Source organism: Amycolatopsis sp. NBRC 101858 (assembly GCF_030269325.1).
Classification (GTDB): Bacteria; Actinomycetota; Actinomycetes; order Mycobacteriales; family Pseudonocardiaceae; genus Amycolatopsis; species Amycolatopsis ponsaeliensis.
Genome location: NZ_BSTD01000008.1, coordinates 630107 through 650784 on the forward strand (window position 1 = coordinate 630107; position 20678 = coordinate 650784).

Annotated in this window: 20 protein-coding genes; 12 read left to right on the plus strand and 8 right to left on the minus strand. The window is 71.4% G+C overall.

Translation table 11 applies throughout. The annotated features are described in order from the left end of the window. The first annotated feature begins 52 nt into the window (after positions 1-52). The 4 genes from QSK39_RS50155 to QSK39_RS50170 are packed head-to-tail and all read left to right on the plus strand — an operon-like array spanning position 53 to position 3586. Positions 53-1165, plus strand: coding sequence for a Re/Si-specific NAD(P)(+) transhydrogenase subunit alpha (locus QSK39_RS50155; RefSeq protein WP_285484917.1), 1113 nt, complete (start codon positions 53-55; stop codon positions 1163-1165). Continuing rightward, positions 1162-1473 (plus strand): NAD(P) transhydrogenase subunit alpha part 2, encoded by a 312-nt coding sequence (locus tag QSK39_RS50160; protein ID WP_285484918.1) that lies wholly within the window; start codon positions 1162-1164, stop codon positions 1471-1473. The genes QSK39_RS50155 and QSK39_RS50160 overlap by 4 nt, the downstream gene beginning before the upstream one ends. Further along, on the plus strand, positions 1470-2858 hold the full coding sequence (locus tag QSK39_RS50165; RefSeq protein WP_285484919.1) for an NAD(P)(+) transhydrogenase (Re/Si-specific) subunit beta: 1389 nt from the start codon (positions 1470-1472) through the stop codon (positions 2856-2858). The genes QSK39_RS50160 and QSK39_RS50165 overlap by 4 nt, the downstream gene beginning before the upstream one ends. Continuing rightward, a complete protein-coding gene (locus tag QSK39_RS50170; protein WP_285484920.1) occupies positions 2855-3586 on the plus strand; it encodes a lipoate--protein ligase family protein in 732 nt (243 codons plus the stop codon). The genes QSK39_RS50165 and QSK39_RS50170 overlap by 4 nt, the downstream gene beginning before the upstream one ends. A gap of 27 nt (positions 3587-3613) precedes the next feature. On the opposite strand, the gene QSK39_RS50175 is transcribed toward QSK39_RS50170, so the two are convergent. Continuing rightward, positions 3614-4060, minus strand: a complete 447-nt coding sequence (locus QSK39_RS50175) for an Lsr2 dimerization domain-containing protein (protein WP_285484921.1) — start codon at positions 4058-4060, stop codon at positions 3614-3616. A gap of 137 nt (positions 4061-4197) precedes the next feature. On the opposite strand from QSK39_RS50175, the gene QSK39_RS50180 reads away from it, so the two are divergent. Beyond that, positions 4198-5592, plus strand: coding sequence for a dihydrolipoyl dehydrogenase family protein (locus QSK39_RS50180; protein WP_285484922.1), 1395 nt, complete (start codon positions 4198-4200; stop codon positions 5590-5592). On the opposite strand, the gene QSK39_RS50185 is transcribed toward QSK39_RS50180, so the two are convergent. Next, positions 5593-7764, minus strand: coding sequence for a hypothetical protein (locus tag QSK39_RS50185; RefSeq protein ID WP_285484923.1), 2172 nt, complete (start codon positions 7762-7764; stop codon positions 5593-5595). A 272-nt stretch (positions 7765-8036) separates the two neighbouring features. Between QSK39_RS50185 and QSK39_RS50190 the strand changes: the two genes are divergently transcribed. Both QSK39_RS50190 and QSK39_RS50195 read left to right on the plus strand, forming a co-directional pair. Beyond that, entirely contained in the window at positions 8037-8540 is a 504-nt protein-coding gene (locus tag QSK39_RS50190; RefSeq protein WP_284746535.1) for a DUF3145 domain-containing protein, read from the plus strand. 31 nt (positions 8541-8571) lie between these two features. After that, on the plus strand, positions 8572-9165 hold the full coding sequence (locus tag QSK39_RS50195) for a hypothetical protein (protein WP_285484924.1): 594 nt from the start codon (positions 8572-8574) through the stop codon (positions 9163-9165). 41 nt (positions 9166-9206) lie between these two features. Here the strand turns inward: QSK39_RS50195 and QSK39_RS50200 are convergent, their stop codons facing one another. The 5 genes from QSK39_RS50200 to QSK39_RS50220 form a co-directional block, all read right to left on the minus strand. Further along, the gene (locus QSK39_RS50200) at positions 9207-10457 is read right to left on the minus strand and encodes a beta-ketoacyl-[acyl-carrier-protein] synthase family protein (RefSeq protein WP_285484925.1); all 1251 of its coding nucleotides are present in this window, start codon (positions 10455-10457) and stop codon (positions 9207-9209) included. Between the two features lie 27 nt (positions 10458-10484). Further along, complete coding sequence (locus QSK39_RS50205; RefSeq protein ID WP_004559006.1) at positions 10485-10730, minus strand: acyl carrier protein; 246 nt, start codon at positions 10728-10730, stop codon at positions 10485-10487. 72 nt (positions 10731-10802) lie between these two features. Then, the gene (locus tag QSK39_RS50210) at positions 10803-11786 is read right to left on the minus strand and encodes a beta-ketoacyl-ACP synthase III (protein ID WP_285484926.1); all 984 of its coding nucleotides are present in this window, start codon (positions 11784-11786) and stop codon (positions 10803-10805) included. After that, positions 11783-12706: an ACP S-malonyltransferase gene (locus tag QSK39_RS50215; RefSeq protein ID WP_285484927.1), complete on the minus strand. Its 924-nt coding sequence runs from the start codon at positions 12704-12706 to the stop codon at positions 11783-11785. Before QSK39_RS50215 ends, QSK39_RS50210 begins: the two co-directional genes overlap by 4 nt. A 183-nt stretch (positions 12707-12889) precedes the next feature. Beyond that, positions 12890-14104: a PucR family transcriptional regulator gene (locus QSK39_RS50220; RefSeq protein WP_285484928.1), complete on the minus strand. Its 1215-nt coding sequence runs from the start codon at positions 14102-14104 to the stop codon at positions 12890-12892. Positions 14105-14233: 129 nt separating this feature from the next. On the opposite strand from QSK39_RS50220, the gene QSK39_RS50225 reads away from it, so the two are divergent. From QSK39_RS50225 to QSK39_RS50245, 5 genes are all read left to right on the plus strand, one after another. After that, entirely contained in the window at positions 14234-15139 is a 906-nt protein-coding gene (locus QSK39_RS50225; RefSeq protein ID WP_285484929.1) for an ABC transporter ATP-binding protein, read from the plus strand. A 23-nt stretch (positions 15140-15162) separates the two neighbouring features. Then, on the plus strand, positions 15163-16359 hold the full coding sequence (locus tag QSK39_RS50230) for an ABC transporter permease (RefSeq protein ID WP_285484981.1): 1197 nt from the start codon (positions 15163-15165) through the stop codon (positions 16357-16359). A 337-nt stretch (positions 16360-16696) separates the two neighbouring features. Continuing rightward, on the plus strand, positions 16697-17473 hold the full coding sequence (locus QSK39_RS50235) for a mechanosensitive ion channel family protein (RefSeq protein WP_285484930.1): 777 nt from the start codon (positions 16697-16699) through the stop codon (positions 17471-17473). 68 nt (positions 17474-17541) lie between these two features. Next, a complete protein-coding gene (locus QSK39_RS50240) occupies positions 17542-18264 on the plus strand; it encodes an MOSC domain-containing protein (RefSeq protein ID WP_285484931.1) in 723 nt (240 codons plus the stop codon). 54 nt (positions 18265-18318) lie between these two features. Continuing rightward, positions 18319-18954, plus strand: coding sequence for a nicotinamide mononucleotide transporter family protein (locus tag QSK39_RS50245; RefSeq protein WP_285484932.1), 636 nt, complete (start codon positions 18319-18321; stop codon positions 18952-18954). Here the strand turns inward: QSK39_RS50245 and QSK39_RS50250 are convergent. Then, on the minus strand, positions 18935-20551 hold the full coding sequence (locus QSK39_RS50250; protein ID WP_285484982.1) for an L-lactate permease: 1617 nt from the start codon (positions 20549-20551) through the stop codon (positions 18935-18937). The two genes, QSK39_RS50245 and QSK39_RS50250, sit on opposite strands and share 20 nt — an antisense overlap. Positions 20552-20678: the final 127 nt, after the last annotated feature.

Below are 20678 nucleotides of genomic sequence, written 5' to 3' on the forward strand. Positions count from 1 at the left end.
CGGTCCGGCGTGGTACAACCCTCGGATCGTGCCTCGCCGATGAGGAGGTCGTGTGGCCGACAGCGAACAGCATCAGCAGCTCACCGTGGGTGTGGTGACCGAGTCACGCCCCGGGGAGCGCCGGGTGGCCATGGTGCCCAAACTGGTCGGGAGGCTCGCGCAACGGGGTTTGCGAGTCCTGGTCGAACCGGGCGCCGGGTCCCGCGCGCACCTGAGTGACGACGCGTACACCCAGGCGGGCGCCGAGCTCGGCGACGCGTGGGGCGCCGACATCGTCGTGAAGGTGAACCCGCCCGCGCCGGAAGAGGTCTCGAAGCTGAGCCGGGGCAGCGTCCTCGTCGGCTTCCTCGATCCGCGCGGCAACCCGGACGGGCTCGCGAAGCTCGAAGAAGCGGGCCTGCGGGCGTTCGCGATGGAGGCGGTCCCGCGGATCTCCCGGGCGCAGGCGATGGACGCGCTGTCGTCGCAGGCCAGCATCGGCGGCTACCGCGCCGTGCTGCTCGCGGCGCAGAAGCTGCCCCGCTTCTTCCCGATGCTCACCACCGCGGCCGGCACCGTGCCCCCGGCGAAGGTGCTGGTGCTCGGCGCCGGCGTCGCCGGCCTGCAGGCACTGGCCACCGCGAAGCGGCTCGGCGCGCAGACCACCGGGTACGACGTCCGGCCCGAGGTGGCCGAGCAGGTCAAGTCGCTCGGCGCGCAGTTCCTGGACCTCGGCATCGAGGCGGTCGGCGAAGGCGGGTACGCCCGCGAGCTGACGCCGGAGGAGCGCGAGGAGCAGCAGCGGCGGCTCACCGAGGCGATCACGAAGTTCGACGTCGTGATCACCACGGCGCTGGTGCCGGGCCGCAAGGCGCCGACGCTGGTCACCGCGGACGCCGTCAAGGGCATGCCGGCCGGTTCGGTCGTCGTCGACCTCGCCGGCGAGACCGGCGGCAACTGCGAGCTGACCAAGCCGGGCGAGGACGTCGTGGAGCACGACGTCACCATCGCTTCCCCGCTGAACCTGCCCGCCGAAATGCCTTCGCACGCCAGCGAGCTGTACGCGCGCAACGTCACCGAGCTGCTGGAGCTGCTCGTGACGAAGGAAGGCGCGCTGGAGCTGAACTTCGAAGACGAGATCGTCGCCGGTGCCTGCGTGGCCGGGCGCGAAGGGAGTACTTCGTGAGCCCACTTGTGCAGAACCTGGCGGTGCTCGTGCTCGCCGGGTTCGTCGGCTTCGCCGTCATCTCCAAGGTGCCCAACACCCTGCACACCCCGCTGATGTCGGGCACCAACGCCATCCACGGCATCGTGCTGCTGGGCGGCCTGGTCGTGCTCGGCCTCGGCGTCGACGGCGTGTTCAACAAGATCCTGCTGGTGATCGCGATCGCCTTCGGCACGATCAACGTCGTCGGCGGCTTCCTGGTCACCGACCGGATGCTGTCGATGTTCAAGGGCAAGAAGCCCGCACCCGGTGAGGAGGACGACAAGTGACCGACTTCGTCGCGATCCTCTACATCATCGCGTTCGCCCTCTTCATCTACGGCCTGATGGGCCTGACCGGCCCGCGCACCGCGGTCCGCGGCAACTGGATCGCCGCGGTCGGCATGGGTGTCGCGGTGATCGCCACCCTGCTCACCCCGGGCATGGGCAACTGGCTGCTGATCGTCCTCGGCGTCGCGATCGGCGCGGTGGTCGGCGTGCCGTCCGCGCGCAAGGTCAAGATGACCGCGATGCCGCAGATGGTGGCCCTGTTCAACGGCGTCGGCGGCGGCGCGGTCGCGCTCATCGCGTGGGTCGAGTTCAACTCCACCGACGGCTACGCGCACGAACCGGCGTACATCGCGATCGCGTCGCTCTTCGCCGCGATCATCGGGTCCATCTCCTTCTGGGGCTCGAACGTCGCGTTCGGCAAGCTCCAGGAACTGATCAGCGGCCGCCCGATTTCGATGGGCAAGCTGCAGCAGCCGATCAACGCGCTGCTCCTGCTGATCGCGCTCGCGTGCGCGGTGATCATCGTCGCCGGCGGCGACTCCGGCTTCCTGATCGTCGGGCTGCTCGTCGCGGCGGGCATCCTCGGCCTCACCGTCGTGCTGCCGATCGGCGGCGCGGACATGCCGGTGGTCATCTCGCTGCTCAACGCGTTCACCGGGCTGTCGGCCGCGGCGATGGGCCTCGCGCTGGACAACACGGCGCTGATCGTCGCCGGCATGATCGTCGGCGCGTCCGGCTCGATCCTGACCAACCTGATGGCCAAGGCGATGAACCGGTCCATCCCGGCGATCGTCGCGGGCGGCTTCGGCGGCGGTCCGGCGGTCTCGGCCGGCGGGGGCGCGAAAGAAGAGCGCCCGGTGCGCTCGACCAGCGCCGCCGACACCGCGATCCAGATGGCCTACGCCAGCAAGGTCGTCGTCGTGCCGGGGTACGGCATGGCCGTGGCGCAGGCGCAGCACACCGTCCGCGAGATGGCGAAGCTGCTGGAGAAGAAGGGCATCACGGTCGCCTACGCGATCCACCCGGTGGCCGGCCGGATGCCCGGGCACATGAACGTGCTGCTCGCCGAGGCCGACGTGCCCTATGAGCAGCTCAAGGAGATGGACGAGATCAACTCCGAGTTCGCCCAGACCGACGTCGCGCTGGTGATCGGCGCGAACGACGTCACGAACCCGGCCGCGCAGACCGACCCGACCTCGCCGATCTACGGGATGCCGATCCTCAAGGTCAACGAGAGCCGGTCCGTGATCGTCTTGAAACGCGGGATGGCCTCCGGCTTCGCCGGCATCGACAACGACCTGTTCTACGATCCGAAGACCAGCATGCTCTTCGGCGACGCCAAGACGTCGGTGGGCGAGATCGTGGAGGAACTCAAGGCGCTATGACGACCGGGTCGGACGTGCGCGCGGCATTCACGGATCCGGCCGACAACCTGGCGTTCGACGAAGCGCTCCTCCGGGTTGCGCCCGGGTCACCGGTGCTGTGGCTCTGGCGCAACCCGGTCTGCGTCGTGGTGGGGCGTGGCCAGCGGATCGCCCGCGAAGTGCGGGTCGAGGAGTGCGCCCGGGACGGCGTCCCGGTGCTGCGGCGGGCCAGCGGCGGCGGCACCGTGTTCCACGATCCCGGCAACCTGAACGTGACGCTGGTCCTGCCCGGGCCCACCGACCGGCCGCTGGAGACGCTCGGCAAGGTGATGAGCGCCGCCGTCGACCAGCTCGGGCTGGTGCCGCGGATCGGCGACCGCGGCCTGTTCGTCGGCGACGCGAAGCTGTGCGGGTTCGCCGTGTTCCGCACCAAGACCGGGCTGCTGGCGCACTCGACGCTGCTGGTCGAGACGTCGGCCACGCTGGTCGGCCGCTACCTGACGAGCGCGCCGGCGGACCCGCGGCCGCTCGACTCCCACCGCAGCCCGGTGGCGTCGCTGGCCGAGCACGGGCTGCGTCCCGGGTTCCCGGCGGTCGAGGCGGCGGTGCGGGCGGCGGCGTCGCAGATCCTCGGGACGCTGGTGCCGCGCCCGCCGACCGCGGCCGAGCTGGCGCGGCAGCGGGCGCTGCTGCACACGCGGTACCGGTACCCGTCCTGGCACGCGGACGGCTCCCAGCGCGCGGCCTGACCCCCGGCGCGTCTGTCTACTGTGGAGCTACTTCTCGGCCGCCGAGAACGTGACGCCCGGCACCTTCCGCGCGGTCGCCCGAGTGGTCTTCTTCGGCTCCGCCGCCTTGCGGGTGCGGGTCGTCTTCGCCGGCTCGGCCTTCGCCGCCGTCTTCGTGCGGGTCGCGGTGGCCTTGGGCTCGGCCTTCGCGGTGGTCTTCGCGGTCTTGGTGGCCGCCGCGCGGCGGCCCGCGACCGGCTTCGCCGCCTTCGCCCGGGGCCGCTTCGCACCCGGGACGATCCGCGGCCGGCGCTTGCGGCCGCCGGTGCGGCGACCCGCGTCGGCGTAGCGCTGCAGCAGCTCACGCAGGGCGTCGGCGTTGGTGAAGGAGAGGTCGATGTCGTAGTCGATACCGTCCAGCCCGAACCCGACGGTCTCGGCGGCGGCTTCGCCGGTGAGATCGTCCAGGACCCGCACAGCCGTGTTCTTGGCCACGACAAACCTCCCGTGCTCGAACGTGGTAGGCGCGCGCACCGGGGCCGACGGCACCGGGCCGCCGATGACTTGCAGCTTCGAAAGACGAGGATAGCCGCTGGCTTGCGTGATCCCGCGTGGTGGTGTGCGCTGAACCCATGTCTGCGCAGACTTTTGACGTAGTGGTGATCGGTGCGGGTCCGGTGGGGGAGGTGGCCGCCGAACGGGCGGCTCGCGGTGGCTTGAAGGTCGCCCTCGTCGAGCACGAGCGCTTCGGCGGCGAGTGCTCCTACTGGGCGTGCATCCCGAGCAAGGCGTTGCTGCGGCCGGGAAACCTCCTCGCCGCGGCGAAGCGGATCCCCGGTGTGCCGGTCGGCGACCGGCTCGACCCCGCGGCGGTGTTCGCGCGGCGTGACTGGTTCACCGGCAAGGGCGACGACTCGGGGCAGGTCGAGTGGGCCCGCGGCGCCGGCATCGAGCCGATCCGCGGGCACGGCGAAATCACCGGTGAGCGGGAAGTCACCCTCGACGGCGACCGCGTGCTGACCGCGCGGCACGCGGTGATCGTGTGCACCGGCAGCGTGCCGAGCACGCCGTCGATCCCGGGCCTCGACACGATCCGGCCGTGGGGTTCGCGGGAGGCGACGTCGGCGGAGTCGGTGCCCGGCCGCCTCGGCGTCCTGGGTGGCGGGGTGGTCGGCGTCGAGATGGCGCAGGCGTTCGCGTCACTGGGCTCGGAGGTGCACCTGGTGATCACCGGCGAGCGGCCGCTGCCGCGCACCGCCGCGATCGCCGGCGACCTCGTGCTGCACGGGCTGCGCGAAGCCGGCGTGTACGTGCACACGGAGTCGGGGGTCGAGCGGGTCGCGGCGGGGGACTCCGGCACCGAGCTGGCGCTGAAGGACGGCGAAGTGGTCGTCGTCGACGAGTTCCTGGTGGCGACCGGGCGCCGGCCCGCGACCGCCGGGCTGGGCCTGGAGGCCTTCGGCGTGGAGCCCGGGCACGCGCTGGAGGTCGACGACACCGGCCGGGCGTCCGCAGTGGACGGTGGCTGGCTGTACGCGGCCGGCGACGTCACCGGGCGCGCCCCGCTGACCCACCAGGGCAAGTACGGCGCCCGCGCGGCGGGTGACACGGTCGCGGCGCTGGCCGCGGGAAAGCCGGTGTCGACGGAGGCGTGGAGCCCCTTCACGGCCACCGCCGACCACAGCGCGGTCCCGCAGGTGGTGTTCACCGACCCGGAGGTCGCGGCCGTCGGCCTGGCGGACGCGCGGCCCGGTTCGGCCGACCGCGTCGTCGACATCGACATCGCGGTGGCGGGCTCGTCGCTGCACGCGGACGGGTACACCGGCAAGGCCCGGATGGTCGTCGACACCGAGCGGAACGTCCTGCTCGGCGTGACGTTCGTCGGCCAGGACGTTTCGGAGCTGCTGCATTCGGCGACGATCGCGATCGTCGGCGAGGTGCCGCTCGACCGGCTGTGGCACGCGGTGCCGTCGTTCCCGACGATCAGCGAGGTCTGGCTGCGGCTGCTGGAGGCCTACGGGCTCTGATCACTGCGCGGGCAGGTCCAGGGCGGCTTTCGCGGCCCGGGCCAGGCCGGGGTCGTCCGGAGTGGACGGTCCCGGCGCCCAGACGGCCTGCACGACCCGCACGGACGTGCCTTCGACCCGCGAGGTGTAGGCGGCGTTCTCGAACCGCGGCGCCGGGGTGGCGCCCCACTTGCCGGTCTCGGAGGCGAGGTCGAGGAGTCCGCCCCCGCCGGGAGTGTCGGCGACGGCCTTGAACGCGGCGGCCTGCGCGGCATCGGGGAACTCGACGATCCCGACGGTGACGGCGGCCTCGCGCCCGTCCACGGTGGCGGCGTAGGACGCGCGCCGGACGCCGGAGCAGCTGGTCTGCTGCAGGCTGGCCTGGGCGTCCCCGAAGGCGTGGGAGGCACACCGCTGGTCGCGATCGGCGGCGCGCAGGGCGAACTGGAGGCTCTGCGCGGGAGCGGTGGTGCTCTGCGGAGGCGGCTGGGTCGCGGGAGTGGGCGGCCCGGTGGGCGCGGCGGCGGTGTCGTCCCCGGAGGTGGCGACGGCGATGGCGGCGACGACCAGGGCAACGAGAAGCCCGATGGCGGCCAGCGGCAGCCAGCGGACGGTCTTCGAGGTCGGGGCGGCCTCGCGAGGGGCAGGCCGCGGGGTGGGGAAGGGACGCGGTTCGGGCGGCAGGGTGATCTGCCCGAGGGTGACGGCCTGGGGCGCGCTCCGCCCGGTCTCGGCTCGGCCGGCTGCGGATCGGTTGGGCTCGGCTTGGCTGGCTGCGGCTCGGTCGGGCTCGGCTCGGCCGGCTGCGGCTCGGTCGGGTACGGCGGGGGAGCTGAGGTTCTCGGTTCGTTCGGTGTCGTCCGCGAATTCCTGCTCGCGCGGTCGGGCTGCCCCCGGAAACAGCGGCGGCGCGGTGGCGCCGGGGAACACCGGGGTGTCTTTTCGCGCGGGAGCCGGGAGTACCTCGGTGCGCTCGGAATCCTGGGGGAGAGCCGATGCTTCGTCGCCGGAGTGCGGTGAGGAGCCGGCGAGTTCTGCTTCCGGCGCGGGCGCGGGCTCGGCGGCGGGCTCGATGGGCTCGGGATGTGCGATGGATGTGGTCGCGGGTTCCGCGGGTTCCGGGTGTGCGGTGGAGGTGGTTGCGGGTTCCGCGGGCTCCGGCTCTTCGGTGGAGGTGGTCGCGGGCTCGGCGGATTCGGGGTGTGCGATGGATGTGGTCGCGGGCTCGGCGGGTTCCGGCTCTTCGGTGGAGATGGCCGCGAGTTCGGCGGATTCCGGATCCTCTGTGGAAACGGCCGCGGATTCCGCGTCTTCGGCAGCGGTGGACACCGGCTCCTCGGCGGGCGCGGGCTCGGGCTCGGCCGAAACCGGAGTTTTGCTCTGCCACCCGGCTCCGCCTGCTGCAGCCGAACCCGCCGCGGCAACCGCACCGGCCGCAGCAGCACCGGCCGCGCGAGCCGTACGTGTTCCCGCCTGGCTCGGCACCGGCGGTGCACTGTCCCAAGGCACACTGCCCCCAGGTGCACTGTCTCTAGGCACACTGCCCTTAGGTGCACTGTCCCAAAGGGACTCCGGGGGCGAATCGTCCGTGAAGCGGCTGAATCCTTCCCCCACCAGCACCTCGTCCGAAAACTCCGGTGCGTCCGGGGCCAGCCCGCGGATCAGTGCCCGGACCTGGTCCACCGAGCGCGGGCGGTGGGCCGTCGCCAGCGAGACCGTTGCCGCCAGCATCGTCGTCGGTGTCGGGTGCAAGACGCGGACCGGGCCCGCCAAGTCGCTCGCCGGCTGGTCGACCGTCTCCACGTACGGTCCTACCGCGACGATCGTCCCCACCGGGCCCGTGCCCGGCACCAGCGAAGCGATCCGCTGCTCGCACGCCTGGGAGACGTCCAGTGCTTCCGTCGCCGGGTTGACCGCGTCGTCGTCGGCGATCAGGGGCCAGCCGTCGGCTTTCCACTCGGCTCCCAGCGGGGCTTCCAGCCGCAGCGCCGGGTCCGGGAGGTCCACGCCGATCACGATGATCACGCCGTGGGGCAGCAGGACCACCGCCTCGATCGGGCGCTCGGTCACCGTTCCCACGCCGACCAGCGCGATCCCGCCGATGACGGTGCTGCCACGGCCGAGGGACGCCAGTGCCGCCCGGATGTCGTCGGCCACCCGGGACTGCTGCCGCTCGAGGCGCACCAGTCGCACCGAAACCCCTCCCTGCTCGTCGTTCCGGGTCATCACGCTAGCGCGCGTGGTGGTAACCATCGTGCGACACGGGGACGACGCGGCCGTGAGCCCACCGAAAGTGGGGCCCTGGGTGACTTGTGGTGTTCATGTGGCCAAACAGCACGGTTGGGGTGCAGAATGTGCTACAACGCATCGGAGGCGGTATTCGGGAGCCGCGCTGAGGCCACGCTGCAGCTCGAAGTAGGGCGTAGGGGAAGACGTCCCTCGTCGAGCAACAAGCGGAGGTAGCAGTGAGCACCCGTGGCAGCACCCGAGGTGTGGTGTACGTCCACTCGTCGCCGTCTGCGGTGTGTCCGCACGTCGAGTGGGCCATTTCGGGCACCCTGGGTGCCCGCGTTGACCTGAAGTGGACGGCGCAGCCGGCCAGTCCGGGTCAGCTTCGCGCCGAGTGCGGCTGGCGCGCGCCCGCGGGCAGCGGCGCCAGATTGGCGTCCGCCCTCAAGGCGTGGCCGATGATTCGGTTCGAAGTCACCGAAGAGCCCAGCGCGGGCGTCGACGGCGAACGGTTCTGCTTCGCGCCCGGCCTCGGCCTCTGGCACGGGCGGACCAGCGCCAACGGCGACATCGTGGTGGGCGAAGACCAGCTGCGCGCCCTCGTCGCCATGACCCGCGGGGGTGAGTCCCTCGCGCACAAGCTGGACGAACTCCTCGCCGCGAGCTGGGACGAGGCGCTCGAGCCCTACCGTCACGCCGGCGATGGCGCGCCGGTGACCTGGCTGCACCAGGTCGGCTAGCCGCGGGACGGGGGCCGGTACGCTCTTCGGCGTGACCACCCCCGCCCCCAGCTCCCGCCAGCGCTGGCTGGTGCCCGTCGTGGCCGTGGTGCTGTCCGTGACCGTGGGCGCCGGCCTGCTCGCGCGCGAGATCTACCGCCGCCCCGACCAGCCCGCCGACGAAACCACCGCTTCGAGCGCCACGCCGTCGTCGGCCAGCAGCGGAGCGCCGGCCGCGGCGGGCGTCGTCCAGATGACCGAAGACGCGAGGGCGCACCCGCAGGCCGGCGCCGTGCGCAGGGCGCTCGAGACGTACTTCTCGGCCATCAACGAGCGCAACTACCCCCAGTGGCAGACCGTGGTCAGCGACGAGCGCAGGCGCACCAAGACCGCGGTGGACTGGAAGAAGGATTTCCGGTCCACAAAAGACAAGGACATCCTCATCTACCGCATCGAGCGCGGTGCGGGACAGTCGCTGCGGGTGCTGGTCGCGTTCACCAGCACCCAGGACCCCCAGGACGCTCCGGCGGACATGCGGGAAACGTGCCTGCACTGGCGGCTGGTCCTGCCCATGGTCGTGGAAGACGACGCGCTCCGGATCGACACCGTGGACCCCGGACCTTCGCCCGAGCACGAAAAATGCTGAAAGGGGCCCGGCCGAAGCCGGGCCCCTTTTCAGTTTCGAACTCAGGCCGCCGGGGTGAACAGCAGCGCGGTGTTGTGCCCGCCGAAGCCGAACGAGTTGCTGATCGCCGCGGTCAGCTCGACCTTGCGGGCCTCGCCGGACACGACGTCCAGCTGCACCCGCGGGTCCAGGTCGGTCAGGTTCATCGTGGCCGGCACGATGCCGTGGTACAGCGAGAGGATCGTGATGATCCCCTCGACCGCGCCGGCACCGCCGACGAGGTGACCCAGCGCGCCCTTCGGCGCCGTCACGACCGGGTGTTCCCCGACCGCGTTGCGGATCGCCGCCGCCTCGCCGATGTCACCGACCACAGTGGACGTCGCGTGGGCGTTCACGTGCCCGACGTCCGCGGCGGTCACGCCGGCCATCTTCATCGCCGCGCGCATCGCCGCGATCTGGCCGATGCCCTCGGGGTGGTTGCCCGTGATGTGGTAGGCGTCCGAGGTGATGCCGTGCCCGGCGATCGTCGCGTAGATGCGGGCCCCGCGGGCCTTCGCCTGGTCCGCGCGCTCCAGGATGACCACGCCGGCGCCCTCGCCGAGGACGAAGCCGTCGCGGCTCGCGTCGAACGGCCGTGACGCGCTGCCGGGGTCGTCGTTGCGCGTGGACACCGTGCGGGCCTGGGCGAACCCGGCCAGCGTGATCGGGTGGATGCACGCTTCGGCACCACCGGCGACCACGACGTCGGCGCGGCCGGAGCGGATCATCTCCACCCCGTTCGCGATGCCCTCGGCGCCGGAAGCGCAGGCCGAGGCCGGGGAGTGCACCCCGGCCCGCGCCTTCAGGTCGATGCCGACGTGCGCGGCCGGGCCGTTCGGCATCAGCATCGGCACGGTCAGCGGCGACACCTTGCGGAGACCCTGCTGGTGCAACAGATCGTTCTGGGTGAGCAGGGTGACCGGGCCGCCGACGCCGGTGCCGATCGACACGCCGAGGCGGTCGGGGTCGACGTCGGTGTGCTCGTCCGTCGGTTCCGCGTACCCGGCGTCGGCCCACGCCTGGCGGGCGGCGATCAGTGCGACCTGCTCGCAGCGGTCCAGCCGGCGGGCCTGCACCCGGGGAAGGACCTCCGAAGGATCGACGGCCAGCATGCCGCCGATCTTGACGGGCAGCTGCAGCTCCTCGACCCAGTCGGCCTCGATCGCCCGGATCCCGCTCCGCCCGGCCAGCAGACCGTCCCAGGTGGACGTCACGTCCCCGCCGAGCGGTGTGGTGGCGCCGAGACCGGTGATCACGACGTCGATGTTGCTCATGGGAGTCTCCTCAAGGAGGGAACAGACTTACTTGGAGTTGGCCGACACGTAGTTGACGGCGTCGCCCACGGTCTTGAGGTTGGCGAGCTCGTCGTCCGGGATCTTGACGCCGAACTTGTCCTCGGCCTGCACGGCGATCTCGACCATCGACAGCGAGTCGATGTCCAGGTCGTCCACGAACGACTTCTCGGCGGTGACGTCGTCCTGAGCCACACCGGCCACCTCTTCGACGATCTCGGCGAGGCCGGCGAGGATCTCAGCGTTGTCAGCCATGGGGTTGTTCCCTTCTCGGTGTTTCTGGGGGTTGTGTCCGCGAGCGAATGCCCGCGGGGAGCCTAACGGTGATCAGGGGCAGACGAACGCCTGCCCGGCGTAGGACAGGCCCGCGCCGAACCCGACCGCCAGCACCACGTCGCCGGACTTCGCCGTCCCGGCCTTGCGCATGTGGTCCAGCGCGAGGGGGATGGACGCCGACGAGGTGTTGCCGGAGTACTTGATGTCGTCGGCGACGACCATGTCGTCGCGGGCGCCGTTGGCCCGCAGCTTCTTCGCGATCGCCTCGACGATGCGCAGGTTCGCCTGGTGCGGGATCAGCACGTCCACATCGGACGGCTTGAGCCCGGCCACCTCCAGCGCGCGCATGGCGATCGGCGCGATCTGGGTCGTGGCCCACCGGAAGACCGACTGGCCTTCCTGGTAGATGAACTTGTCCTCGGTCATGCCGATCAGGTCGACGAGGTCGCCGGCGCTGCCCCAGGAGACGGGGCCGATCTGCGGCTCGTCGGACGCGCCGACGACCGCGGCACCCGCGCCGTCGGCGAAGATGATCGCGTTCGCCCGGTCGACCGGGTTGACCGAGTCGGTGAGCTTCTCCGCGCCGATGACGAGGACCTTCTTCGCCGAGCCGGCCCGGATCAGGTCGGAGGCGACGCCGAGGCCGTAGCAGAACCCGGCGCACGCGGCGTTGAGGTCGAACGCGCCGGGGCTGGGGATGCCGATCCGCGCGGCCACCTGGGCGGCGGCGTTCGGGATCAGCGTCGGCATGGTGCAGTTCGGCAGGATCACCGTGTCCACTTCGGACGGGTCGACGCCCGCGTCGGCCAGCGCGGCGGTGCCGGCGGCGACGGCGAAGTCGGTGAGCGTCTCGTCCTTCTCCGCGAACCGGCGCTCGATGATCCCGACGCGGTCGCGGATCCACTGGTCGTTGGTGTCCATGATCTGCGACAGGTCGTCGTTGGTGACGATCTTGTCCGGCTGCGCGCTGCCGATGCCCAGCACGCGGCTGCCGCGGGAGCCGGGGTTGAGGCTCAGGGCGGGTCGGTCGGTCACGAGGCGTCCTCCTGGCGCAGCGCCGCCAGCTCGGCCGGCGTCTTCAGCGCGGTGGTAGTGGTCACGACGCCCTTGAGCTGCCGCTTGACCAGGCCGGTCAGCGTGCCCGCGGGCGCGAGTTCGACGGTGCGGGTGACGCCGAGGGAGACCAGGCCGTCCATCGTCAGGTCCCAGCGGACGGACCGGGTGACCTGCGCGACGAGGCGGTCCAGGTACTCGGCCCCGCTGGTGACGACCGCGCCGTCCGCATTGGACAGCAGCGGGCGGACCGGGTCGGCCGGGGTCAGCTCGGCGGCGTGGGCGCGCAGCGCCTCCTCGGCGGGCGCCATGTACTGCGTGTGGAACGCGCCGGCGACCTTGAGAGCGCGGATCTTCGTGCCCTCGAGGGGCTCGGCGACGATCTTCGCGATGGCGTCGGCGGCACCGGAGGCGACGATCTGCCCCGCTCCGTTGCGGTTCGCCGCGGTCAGGCCCTGTCCTTCGAGCCACTCGACGACCTGCTCGGGGTCCCCGAGCATGACCGCGGCCATCGACGTCGGTTCCAGCGCGCACGCCTTCGCCATCTCGGCACCCCGGACGGCGGCGAGCGCGACGGCGTCCTCGGGCTTCAGCACCCCGGCGATCGCGGCGGCCGCGAGCTCGCCGACGGAGTGCCCGGCGACGGGCGCGTCCGCGGGGACCGGCGCGGTGGCCTGGAGGTGTTCGAAGGTGAGCAGCGAGAGCGCGACGATCAACGGCTGCGCGACGGCGGTGTCCTGGATCTCGTCGGCGTCCGCCTCGGTGCCGAGGCGGAGCAGGTCGAGGCCCGCGCGCTCGGACCACAAGGCGACGCGCTCGCGGGCGCCGTCGAGGTCGAGCCAGGGCGTGAACATACCGGGGGCCTGGGACCCCTGACCGGGAGCGAGGACTGCTGCTGTCACCCTTCAAGACAACACGTTCGCGGTGCTCCGGCGTGATGCCGACGCTCACAGTGTCTGTGCGACGTCTTTGTCGGAACCCTCCAAAGACGCGCCGGAGAAGCTCGCGCGTAACCCGGAAGCCTTGTCGGGTTCAATCACCTTTCGCTGTTAAGTCCATCACGTGACGCCCGTCTCGGGAAGGGGTCACCAGAGGCCGCGGGCGCGGGCCAGCCGGCCCACGGTCAAGGCGATCCGCAGCACCAGGGCGTCCCGCGGGTCCGTCGGCTGGTGGCCGGTCAGGTCCGCCGCCTTGCGCAGCCGGTAGCGGACCGTGTTCGGGTGGACGAACAGCGTCTTCGCGCACGTCTCCAGCACCCCGCCGCTCTCGAGGTAGGCCTCCACCGTGCGCTGCAGCGTCGGCCCCGCCTCTTCCAGCGGCCGCGCGATCGTGTCCACCAGCAGGCGCTCCGCCTCCGCGTCGCCCGACAGCGCGCGCTCCGGCAGCAGGTCCGCCGAGCGGACCGGGCGCGGTGCCCCGGGCCAGCCGACCACCGCCCGCAGCCCCGACAACGCCTCGGTCGCGCTGTGGTGCGCCTCGGCCAGCGACGGCACCGTCGGACCCGCCACCACCGGGCCCTCGGCGAACGCCACCGACATCCGGGTGAGGATCTCGCGTTCCTTCACCCCGCCCTCGGTCGGGCCGCCGACCACGACGACCAGGCGGGAGCCCTGGACCGACAGCAGCACCGGGCGGCCGACGCGGGCCGCGCGGCTGCGGACTTCGAAAACCACCGTCGGCGGGTCCTCCGACGGCGGATTGCCCACCAGCACCGTCGCGGCCGCCGACGGCTCCCAGCCCAGCGCCGTCGCGCGCGAAAGCACCGACTCCTCCGCGTCGCCACGGACGATCCCGTCGACGACCAATGCTTCCAGCCGGGCGTCCCACGCGCCGCGGGCCTCCGCCGCCGCCGCGTACGAGTTCGCCGCCGCGAACGCGATTTCCCGGCCGTAGCGCAGGATTCCCTCGATCAGCGCCGCCCGCTCCGCCTCGTTCGCGGCGAACTCCGGCAGCTGCTCCTCGAACACCTCGATGGCCAGGCGCACCATGCCGACCGCCTGCCGCAGGCTGACCCACCGCGACAGCTCGGCCGGCGCGTCGCGGAACGCCTCGGTCGTCAGCTGCAGGGCTTCCTTCGAGTCCCGCAGCCAGTCGACGAAGCCCGCGGCGCCCGCCTGCGTGATCAGCAGGACGCTCGCGCGCTGGTCGGCGGGCAGCCGGGTGAACCACGTCAGCCGCCGCTCCATCACCGCGATGCTCGCGCTCGCCAGGCTGCCGGACGCGTGTTCCAGCCGCCGAAGCGTCTTCGCGGAAAGTCCGTGGTGCTTCGGCACCCGGCGCGGGGAGGTGGTTCCATCCATGGCGCCCGCGATCCTACGTGCCCGCAACTTTCGTAGCCCCCGGCGGCAACGTGCGGCGCTGTGCGAGGCGTGTACGAACTGCCTAGGATCCCGGATGGGGGCAGCCAGTAAATGAACGGGGGAACCGGAATGACCGGTTTAGAGATCGACAAGGTCTCCAAACGCTTCGGCGACGTGGTCGCTTTGCACGAAATGACGTTCGACGTCCGGCCGGGCGAGCTGTTCGGGTTCGTCGGCAGCAACGGCGCCGGCAAGACCACTACCATGCGGATCGCGCTCGGCGTGCTTTCCGCCGACGGCGGCGAAGTCCGCTACGACGGCGAGCCGGTGACGCACGAAACGCGCCGCCACATCGGGTACATGCCCGAGGAACGCGGGCTTTACCCGAAGATGAAGGTGGCCGAGCAGCTCACCTACCTCGCGCGGCTGCACGGCATGCCGTCCGCCGCCGCGCGGGCGTCGGCGGACAAGTGGACCGAGCGGCTCGGGGTGGCCGGGCGCCGCGACGACGAGGTGCAGAAGCTCAGCCTCGGCAACCAGCAGCGCGTCCAGCTGGCCGCGGCGCTGGTGCACGAGCCGCGGATCCTGGTGCTCGACGAGCCGTTCTCCGGCCTCGACCCGGTCGCGGTCGACGTGATGAGCCAGGTGCTCAAGGAGAAGGCCGCCGACGGCGTTCCCGTGGTGTTCTCCAGCCACCAGCTCGACCTGGTGGAGCGGCTCTGCGACCGGGTCGGGATCGTCCGGAGTGGACAGATGGTCGCCAAGGGGACCGTCGGGGAGCTGCGCGCGGGCGGTGCCGTCCGGCTGCGCGTCGACGTGCCCGACGCCGCGGACGACTGGGCCGACGGCCTGACCGCGGTGAAGGTGCTCGGCCGGACGGGCTCGGTGACCGAGCTCGAGCTGGGTGAGGGCGCCGACGACCAGGCCGTCCTCAAGGCGGCGCTGGCCACCGGGCGGGTGCACGAGTTCGCGCGCGAGCAACCGTCGCTGACCGAACTGTTCCGTTCCGTCGTGACCGAGGAGGTCCCCGCGTGAGTACCCCGGTCCAGGACGTCCGGATGAGCCCGGTCGCGGCGGTGGGGCTGGTCGCCTCGCGCGAGATCTCCACCCGCGTGAAGTCGAAGGCCTTCCGCGTCGCCACCGTCGTCATGCTGCTGCTGATCGTGATCGGCATCGTGCTGCTGAAGCTGATCTCGGGCGGCAGCGGCGCCGACTCGACCGTCGGCTACACCCCGGCCACGGCGCCCCTCTCGGCGCCGCTGCAGGCCGGCGGGCAGACGGTCGGCGAGAAGATCGACGTCACCCAGGTCGCCGACGAGGCCGCCGGCCGCGCCAAGCTGGAGGACGGTTCGATCGACGCGCTGCTCACCGGCGACGGCAAGACCGTGCACGTCCAGGTCAAGAAGGACCTCGACGGCAAGCTGGCCAACGTCCTGCAGCTGCTGTCCCAGCAGGTGGCGATCGACCAGCAGATCACGGCGCTCGGCGGCGACCCGGCGCGGTTCAAGGCCGCGGTCGCGTCCGCGAAGTTCATCGAGGACGCGCCGCTGGAGCAGCCGTACGACTACAACGGCGCGCAGCTGGGGCTCGGCATCGCCGCCGGCATCCTGATCTACCTGTCGCTGATGATCAACGGCCAGACCGTGGCGCAGGGCGTCGTCGAGGAGAAGACGTCCCGGGTCGTCGAGCTGCTGCTGTCGACGATCAAGCCGTGGCAGCTGATGGCGGGCAAGGTGCTCGGCATCGGCGTCGTGGGACTGATCCAGATGGTGGTCATCGGCGTCGGTGGTCTCGTCACCGTCGCCGCGACCGGAGCGCTCCCGGATCTCTCGCTTTCGTCGGCGATCGGCACCGTCGTCTGGCTGATCGTCTGGTACCTGCTCGGGTTCTTCATGTACTCGATCGTGTTCGCCGCGCTGGGCGCGCTGGTCTCGCGCCAGGAGGACGTCGGCGGCGCGACGATGCCGGCGCTGATGTTCGTGATCGCCGGGTACGTGATCGGCATTTCGGTGCTGCCGTCGAACCCGGGCAGCACGTTCGTCGAGGTGCTTTCCGTGATCCCGGTGTTTTCGCCGACGCTGATGCCGATCCGGCTGGCGATGGGCGGGGTCCCGGTGTGGGAAGCCGCGTTGTCGGTGGTGCTGGTGGTGCTGATGATTCCGGGGTTGATCTGGCTGGCCGCGCGGATCTACCGGAATGCGGTCATGCGCACCGGTGCGAAGGTGAAACTCCGCGACGCTCTGCGCGCTGCCTGAAGTTCACCGGTTCTTCACCCCGGCCCTCGGACGCCTCAGGTGTCCGGGGGCCGGTTTTCTTTGGGGGATGGAGTTGCGGGTGGACCAGCGCATTCCCCCAAATGCTCGAGGCCGCCCGGCGCTTGCGGTTTACGCTGCGCCGGACGGCCTCGTCTCCCCGGTCCCCACCGGTAGAACCAGTATGGCCACCAACGATCTTCGCGCGCCAGTCGTCTCACTCGATCGTGGGGCGCACGAGTTGCCGCCGCTGGGTACCTGATCAACGATCCGGTGCACAACAGCGCGCACCACCCGAATCGCGGTGCGATTCGGTGCGAAACACCAAGAGGGAGTCGTCATGGGCCAGCAACTGAAGGACGGGCTCGGGCAAGCGTGGAACCTGGTGGCCACGTTCGTCCCGAAACTCGTCGGATTCCTGATCATCCTGCTGATCGGCTGGCTGATCGCGAAGGCGATCGCGAAAGGGCTGAGCCTCGTCCTCGGAAAGGTCGGGTTCGGCAAGCTGATCGAGAAGACGGGCCTTTCCGGCAGCGTCGGCCAGCAGAAGATCGACGCGGCCGGAATCCTCGTGAAACTGGTCTACTACTTCGTCCTGCTGATCGCGCTGCAGCTCGCGTTCGGCGTGTTCGGGCCGACCAACCCGGTGAGCCAGCTGCTCAACGACATCATCGCGTTCCTGCCGCGGATCGTGGTCGCGCTGGTGCTCGTGGTGGTCGCCGCGGCGATCGCGAAGGTCGTGCGTGACGTCGTCACGTCGGCGATGTCGGGCCGCCCGGCCGGCCGTTACCTGGCCACCGGCGCCTACTGGCTGATCATGGCGTTCGGCATCATCGCCGCGCTCGGCCAGGTGAACATCGCGACGACGATCACCGGCCCGGTGCTGATCGCGGTGCTGGCGACGATCGGCGGCGTCATCGTCGTCGGCTTCGGCGGCGGCCTGATCAAGCCGGCGCAGGACCGCTGGCGCGGCTGGATCGCGAACATGCAGCAGCAGATGGCGGAGACGCCGGCGCAGCGAACCGGCGAGATGGGCACGAGCGCGCCGCCGCGCGCCACGGTCGGCGCCGACAACACCCCGACGCCGCCGGCGGGCATGCCGCGCGCGCAGGGCTGAGCGCGAACTGAACGGAAAGGCCCGGCGGACGGGGAAGCCGCCGGGCCTTTTCCCGTTACGCTGGTCCGATGGGGGTCGTGGCGGCGGTCTGGCGCTATCCGGTGAAGTCGATGGCCGGCGAACGGCTGTCCGAGGTGACGCTCGGCGAGCGCGGCCTCGACGGCGACCGCCTGTACGCGGTCCACGACGCCGACGGCAAGTTCGGCAGCGGCAAGAACTCCCGCCGGTTCCGGCGGATGCCCGGCCTGCACGCGTTCGCCGCGCGGTACGACGGCGACGTCCCGGTGCTGACCTTCCCGGACGGGCGCGTGATCCGCGGTGACGCCGCGGAAATCCACGCCGAAATCGCGGCCGAGCTGGGCTTCCCCGGCGTCGAGCTGGCGAGGGAAGCGGAGATCCCGCACCACGACGAAGCGCCCGTCCACCTGGTCACGACGTCGTCGCTGGCCTGGCTGGCCGAACGCGCGCCCGGCGTCGCGCTCGACGAGCGGCGGTTCCGGGCCAACCTCCTGCTCGACACCGGCCCGGCGCCGGAACTCACCGAAGAGGCGTGGGTGGGCGAGCGCATCCGGATCGGCGAGGTCGAGCTGGAGGTCCTCCGCAAGGCCGTCCGCTGCGTGATGGTCGGCCTGCCGGGCGACGGGCTGCCGGCCGCGCCCGGGCTGCTCAAGACCATCTCCGACACGAACGGCGTGACGTTCGGCGTGCAGACCCGCGTCGTCCGCGGTGGCACGCTCCGCGTCGGCGACGGCGTCCACGAGGTGGGATGTTCCGCGGCTCACAGTCTCTAGGGAATTCACCCCCGCCGGAGCATGTTTGATGCGGTAGGACGAAAGGGGCGTCAGGTGGATTTCCTGCTGCACCACGGAATAACCGTGCTCGGTCAGTGGATCTCGATCGCGGAGCTCGCCGGGCAGGTGTTCGCGCTCGCCGTCGTGTTCCTCGCGCAGCGTCGCACCCTGTGGACGTGGCCCGTGCAGGTCGGGGCGACCGTGCTGCTGTTCGCCGTCTACGCCTCCGCGCACCTGGGCGGGCTCGCCGCCCGCCAGGTCGCCATCCTCGCCATCTCCGTCTACGGCTGGTGGGCCTGGACCCGCCGCCAGGACCCGGTGTTCGGCGTCGTCGTCCGGCAGGGCCGGCTCGCCGAGCGGCTCGCCATGCTCGGCGCCTTCGTCGCCGGCACGACCGTGATGGCCCTGGTCCTCGACGCGCTGAACGCGTCGTGGGCGCCCTGGCCGGACGCCGCCATCTTCGTCGGCACGCTCGTCGCGTTCGGGGCGCAGGGCGCCGGGCTCGTCGAGTTCTGGCTGGTCTGGCTGGTCGTCGACGCGATCGGCGTGCCGCTGCAGATCTCGTCCGGGCTGTACTTCTCGGCCGCGATCTACATCGTCTTCGCCGGGCTCGTCGTGCACGGCTGGTGGAGCTGGAACCGCTCCGCGCGCCGCGTCGCCGAGCGCCGGGTCATGGCAGCATCCAGCTGAGCACCGGCGTGCTCTGCCCGAGCACGATCAGGCACATCACCAGCAGTAGCCCGACGCTCCACGGCAGCACCTTCCGCAACAGCTTGCCCTCTTCGCCGGGCAGGTTCGCCGCCACGCAGGCGATCGTGAGGTTCTGCGGGGAGACCATCTTGCCGAGGACGCCGCCGGAGCTGTTGGCCGCGGCCAGCAGGTCGGCGGCCAGGCCCGTCTTGTTCGCCGCGGTCACCTGCAGCGCGCCGAACAACGCGTTCGCCGAGGTGTCCGAGCCCGAGACGGCGACGCCGAACCAGCCCAGCACCGGGGACAGGAACGCCAGGCCGGCGCCGGCGGCCGCGATGAACGTGCCGATCGTGGTGGTCTGGCCGGACAGGTTCATCACGTAGGCCAGCGCGAGCACCCCGCAGACGGTGAGGATCGCGAACCGCAGTTCCTTGAGCGTGGCCAGCCATTCCTGCACGGCGCCGCTCGCGGAGACGGCGAGGATCGCGGCCGTGATGATGCCGGCCAGCAGCACGAGCGTGCCGCCGGTGTTGAGGAACGGCAGCGAGAACGTGTTGCCCGACACCGGTTTCCCGTTCGGGCCGAGGACGTTCAGCCCGGGCCAGTGAAACTTCCAGGTCGCCTTGTCCAGCAGCTTCTTGATCGGCGGCAGCACGGCCAGGGAGAAGATCACGATGATCAGCGCGTATGGCAGGTAGGCCTTGACGACGTCGTTGCGCGAGTCCTCGGGCGGTGCTTCCTTGGTCGCCGTTCCACCGCCGCCCATGCTGATCCGGACGGCCTCGGGCACCGGACGGCGGGTCTGCGGCAGCGCGACCAGCGCGGCGGCCCCGGCGAGGGCGGCGCCGATGTCGGCCAGCTGCGGCGACACGTAGTTCGAGGCGAGGAACTGCACGAGCCCGAACGCGACCCCGCAGACCAGCGCGGGCAGCCAGGTGTCCTTCAGGCCGCGCTTGCCGTCGACGATGATCACCAGCAGCAGCGGCACGACCAGGGCCAGCAACGGCGTCTGGCGGCCGACGATCGAAGAGACCTGCTGCAGCGGCAGGCCGGTGACCTGGGCCAGCGTCACGACCGGCGTGCCCATCGCGCCGAACGCGACCGGGGCGGTGTTCGCGACCAGGGCGACGACCGCGGCCTTCACCGGGTGGAAGCCGACGGCCACCAGCATCACGGCGCTGATCGCGACCGGCGCGCCGAAGCCGGCGAGGGCCTCCATGAGCGCGCCGAAGCAGAAGGCGATGATCAGCGCCTGGATCCGCGGGTCGTCGGAGATCCGGCCGAACGAGCGGCGCAGGACGTCGAAGTGCCCGGTCCGCACGGTGAGCCGGTAGATCCACAGCGCGTTGACGACGATCCACATGATCGGCCAGAGCCCGAACGCGGCGCCCTGCAGCGCGCCGGAGACGGCTTGGACGATCGGCATGCCGTAGGCGGCGATCCCGACGACGAGCGCGACGAGCAGCCCGATCAGGGCCGCGTGGTGGGCTCTCATCCGGACGACGCCGAGGAGCACGAGGACGGTGGCGAGGGGCAGCGCGGCGACGAGCGCCGACAGGCCCAGCGAACCGAGGGGAGTCACGTCTTGGATGAACACGGCCTGGACGAACACGGGCGACCTCCGTTTTCCACGATGCGAAAACGGCCTTTCGGCGAGTGCCCGAGATCTTCGTCACAAACCGGTCGGTCCGTCAAGAAGTTGAGACCGGTTGGCCCAATGAGTC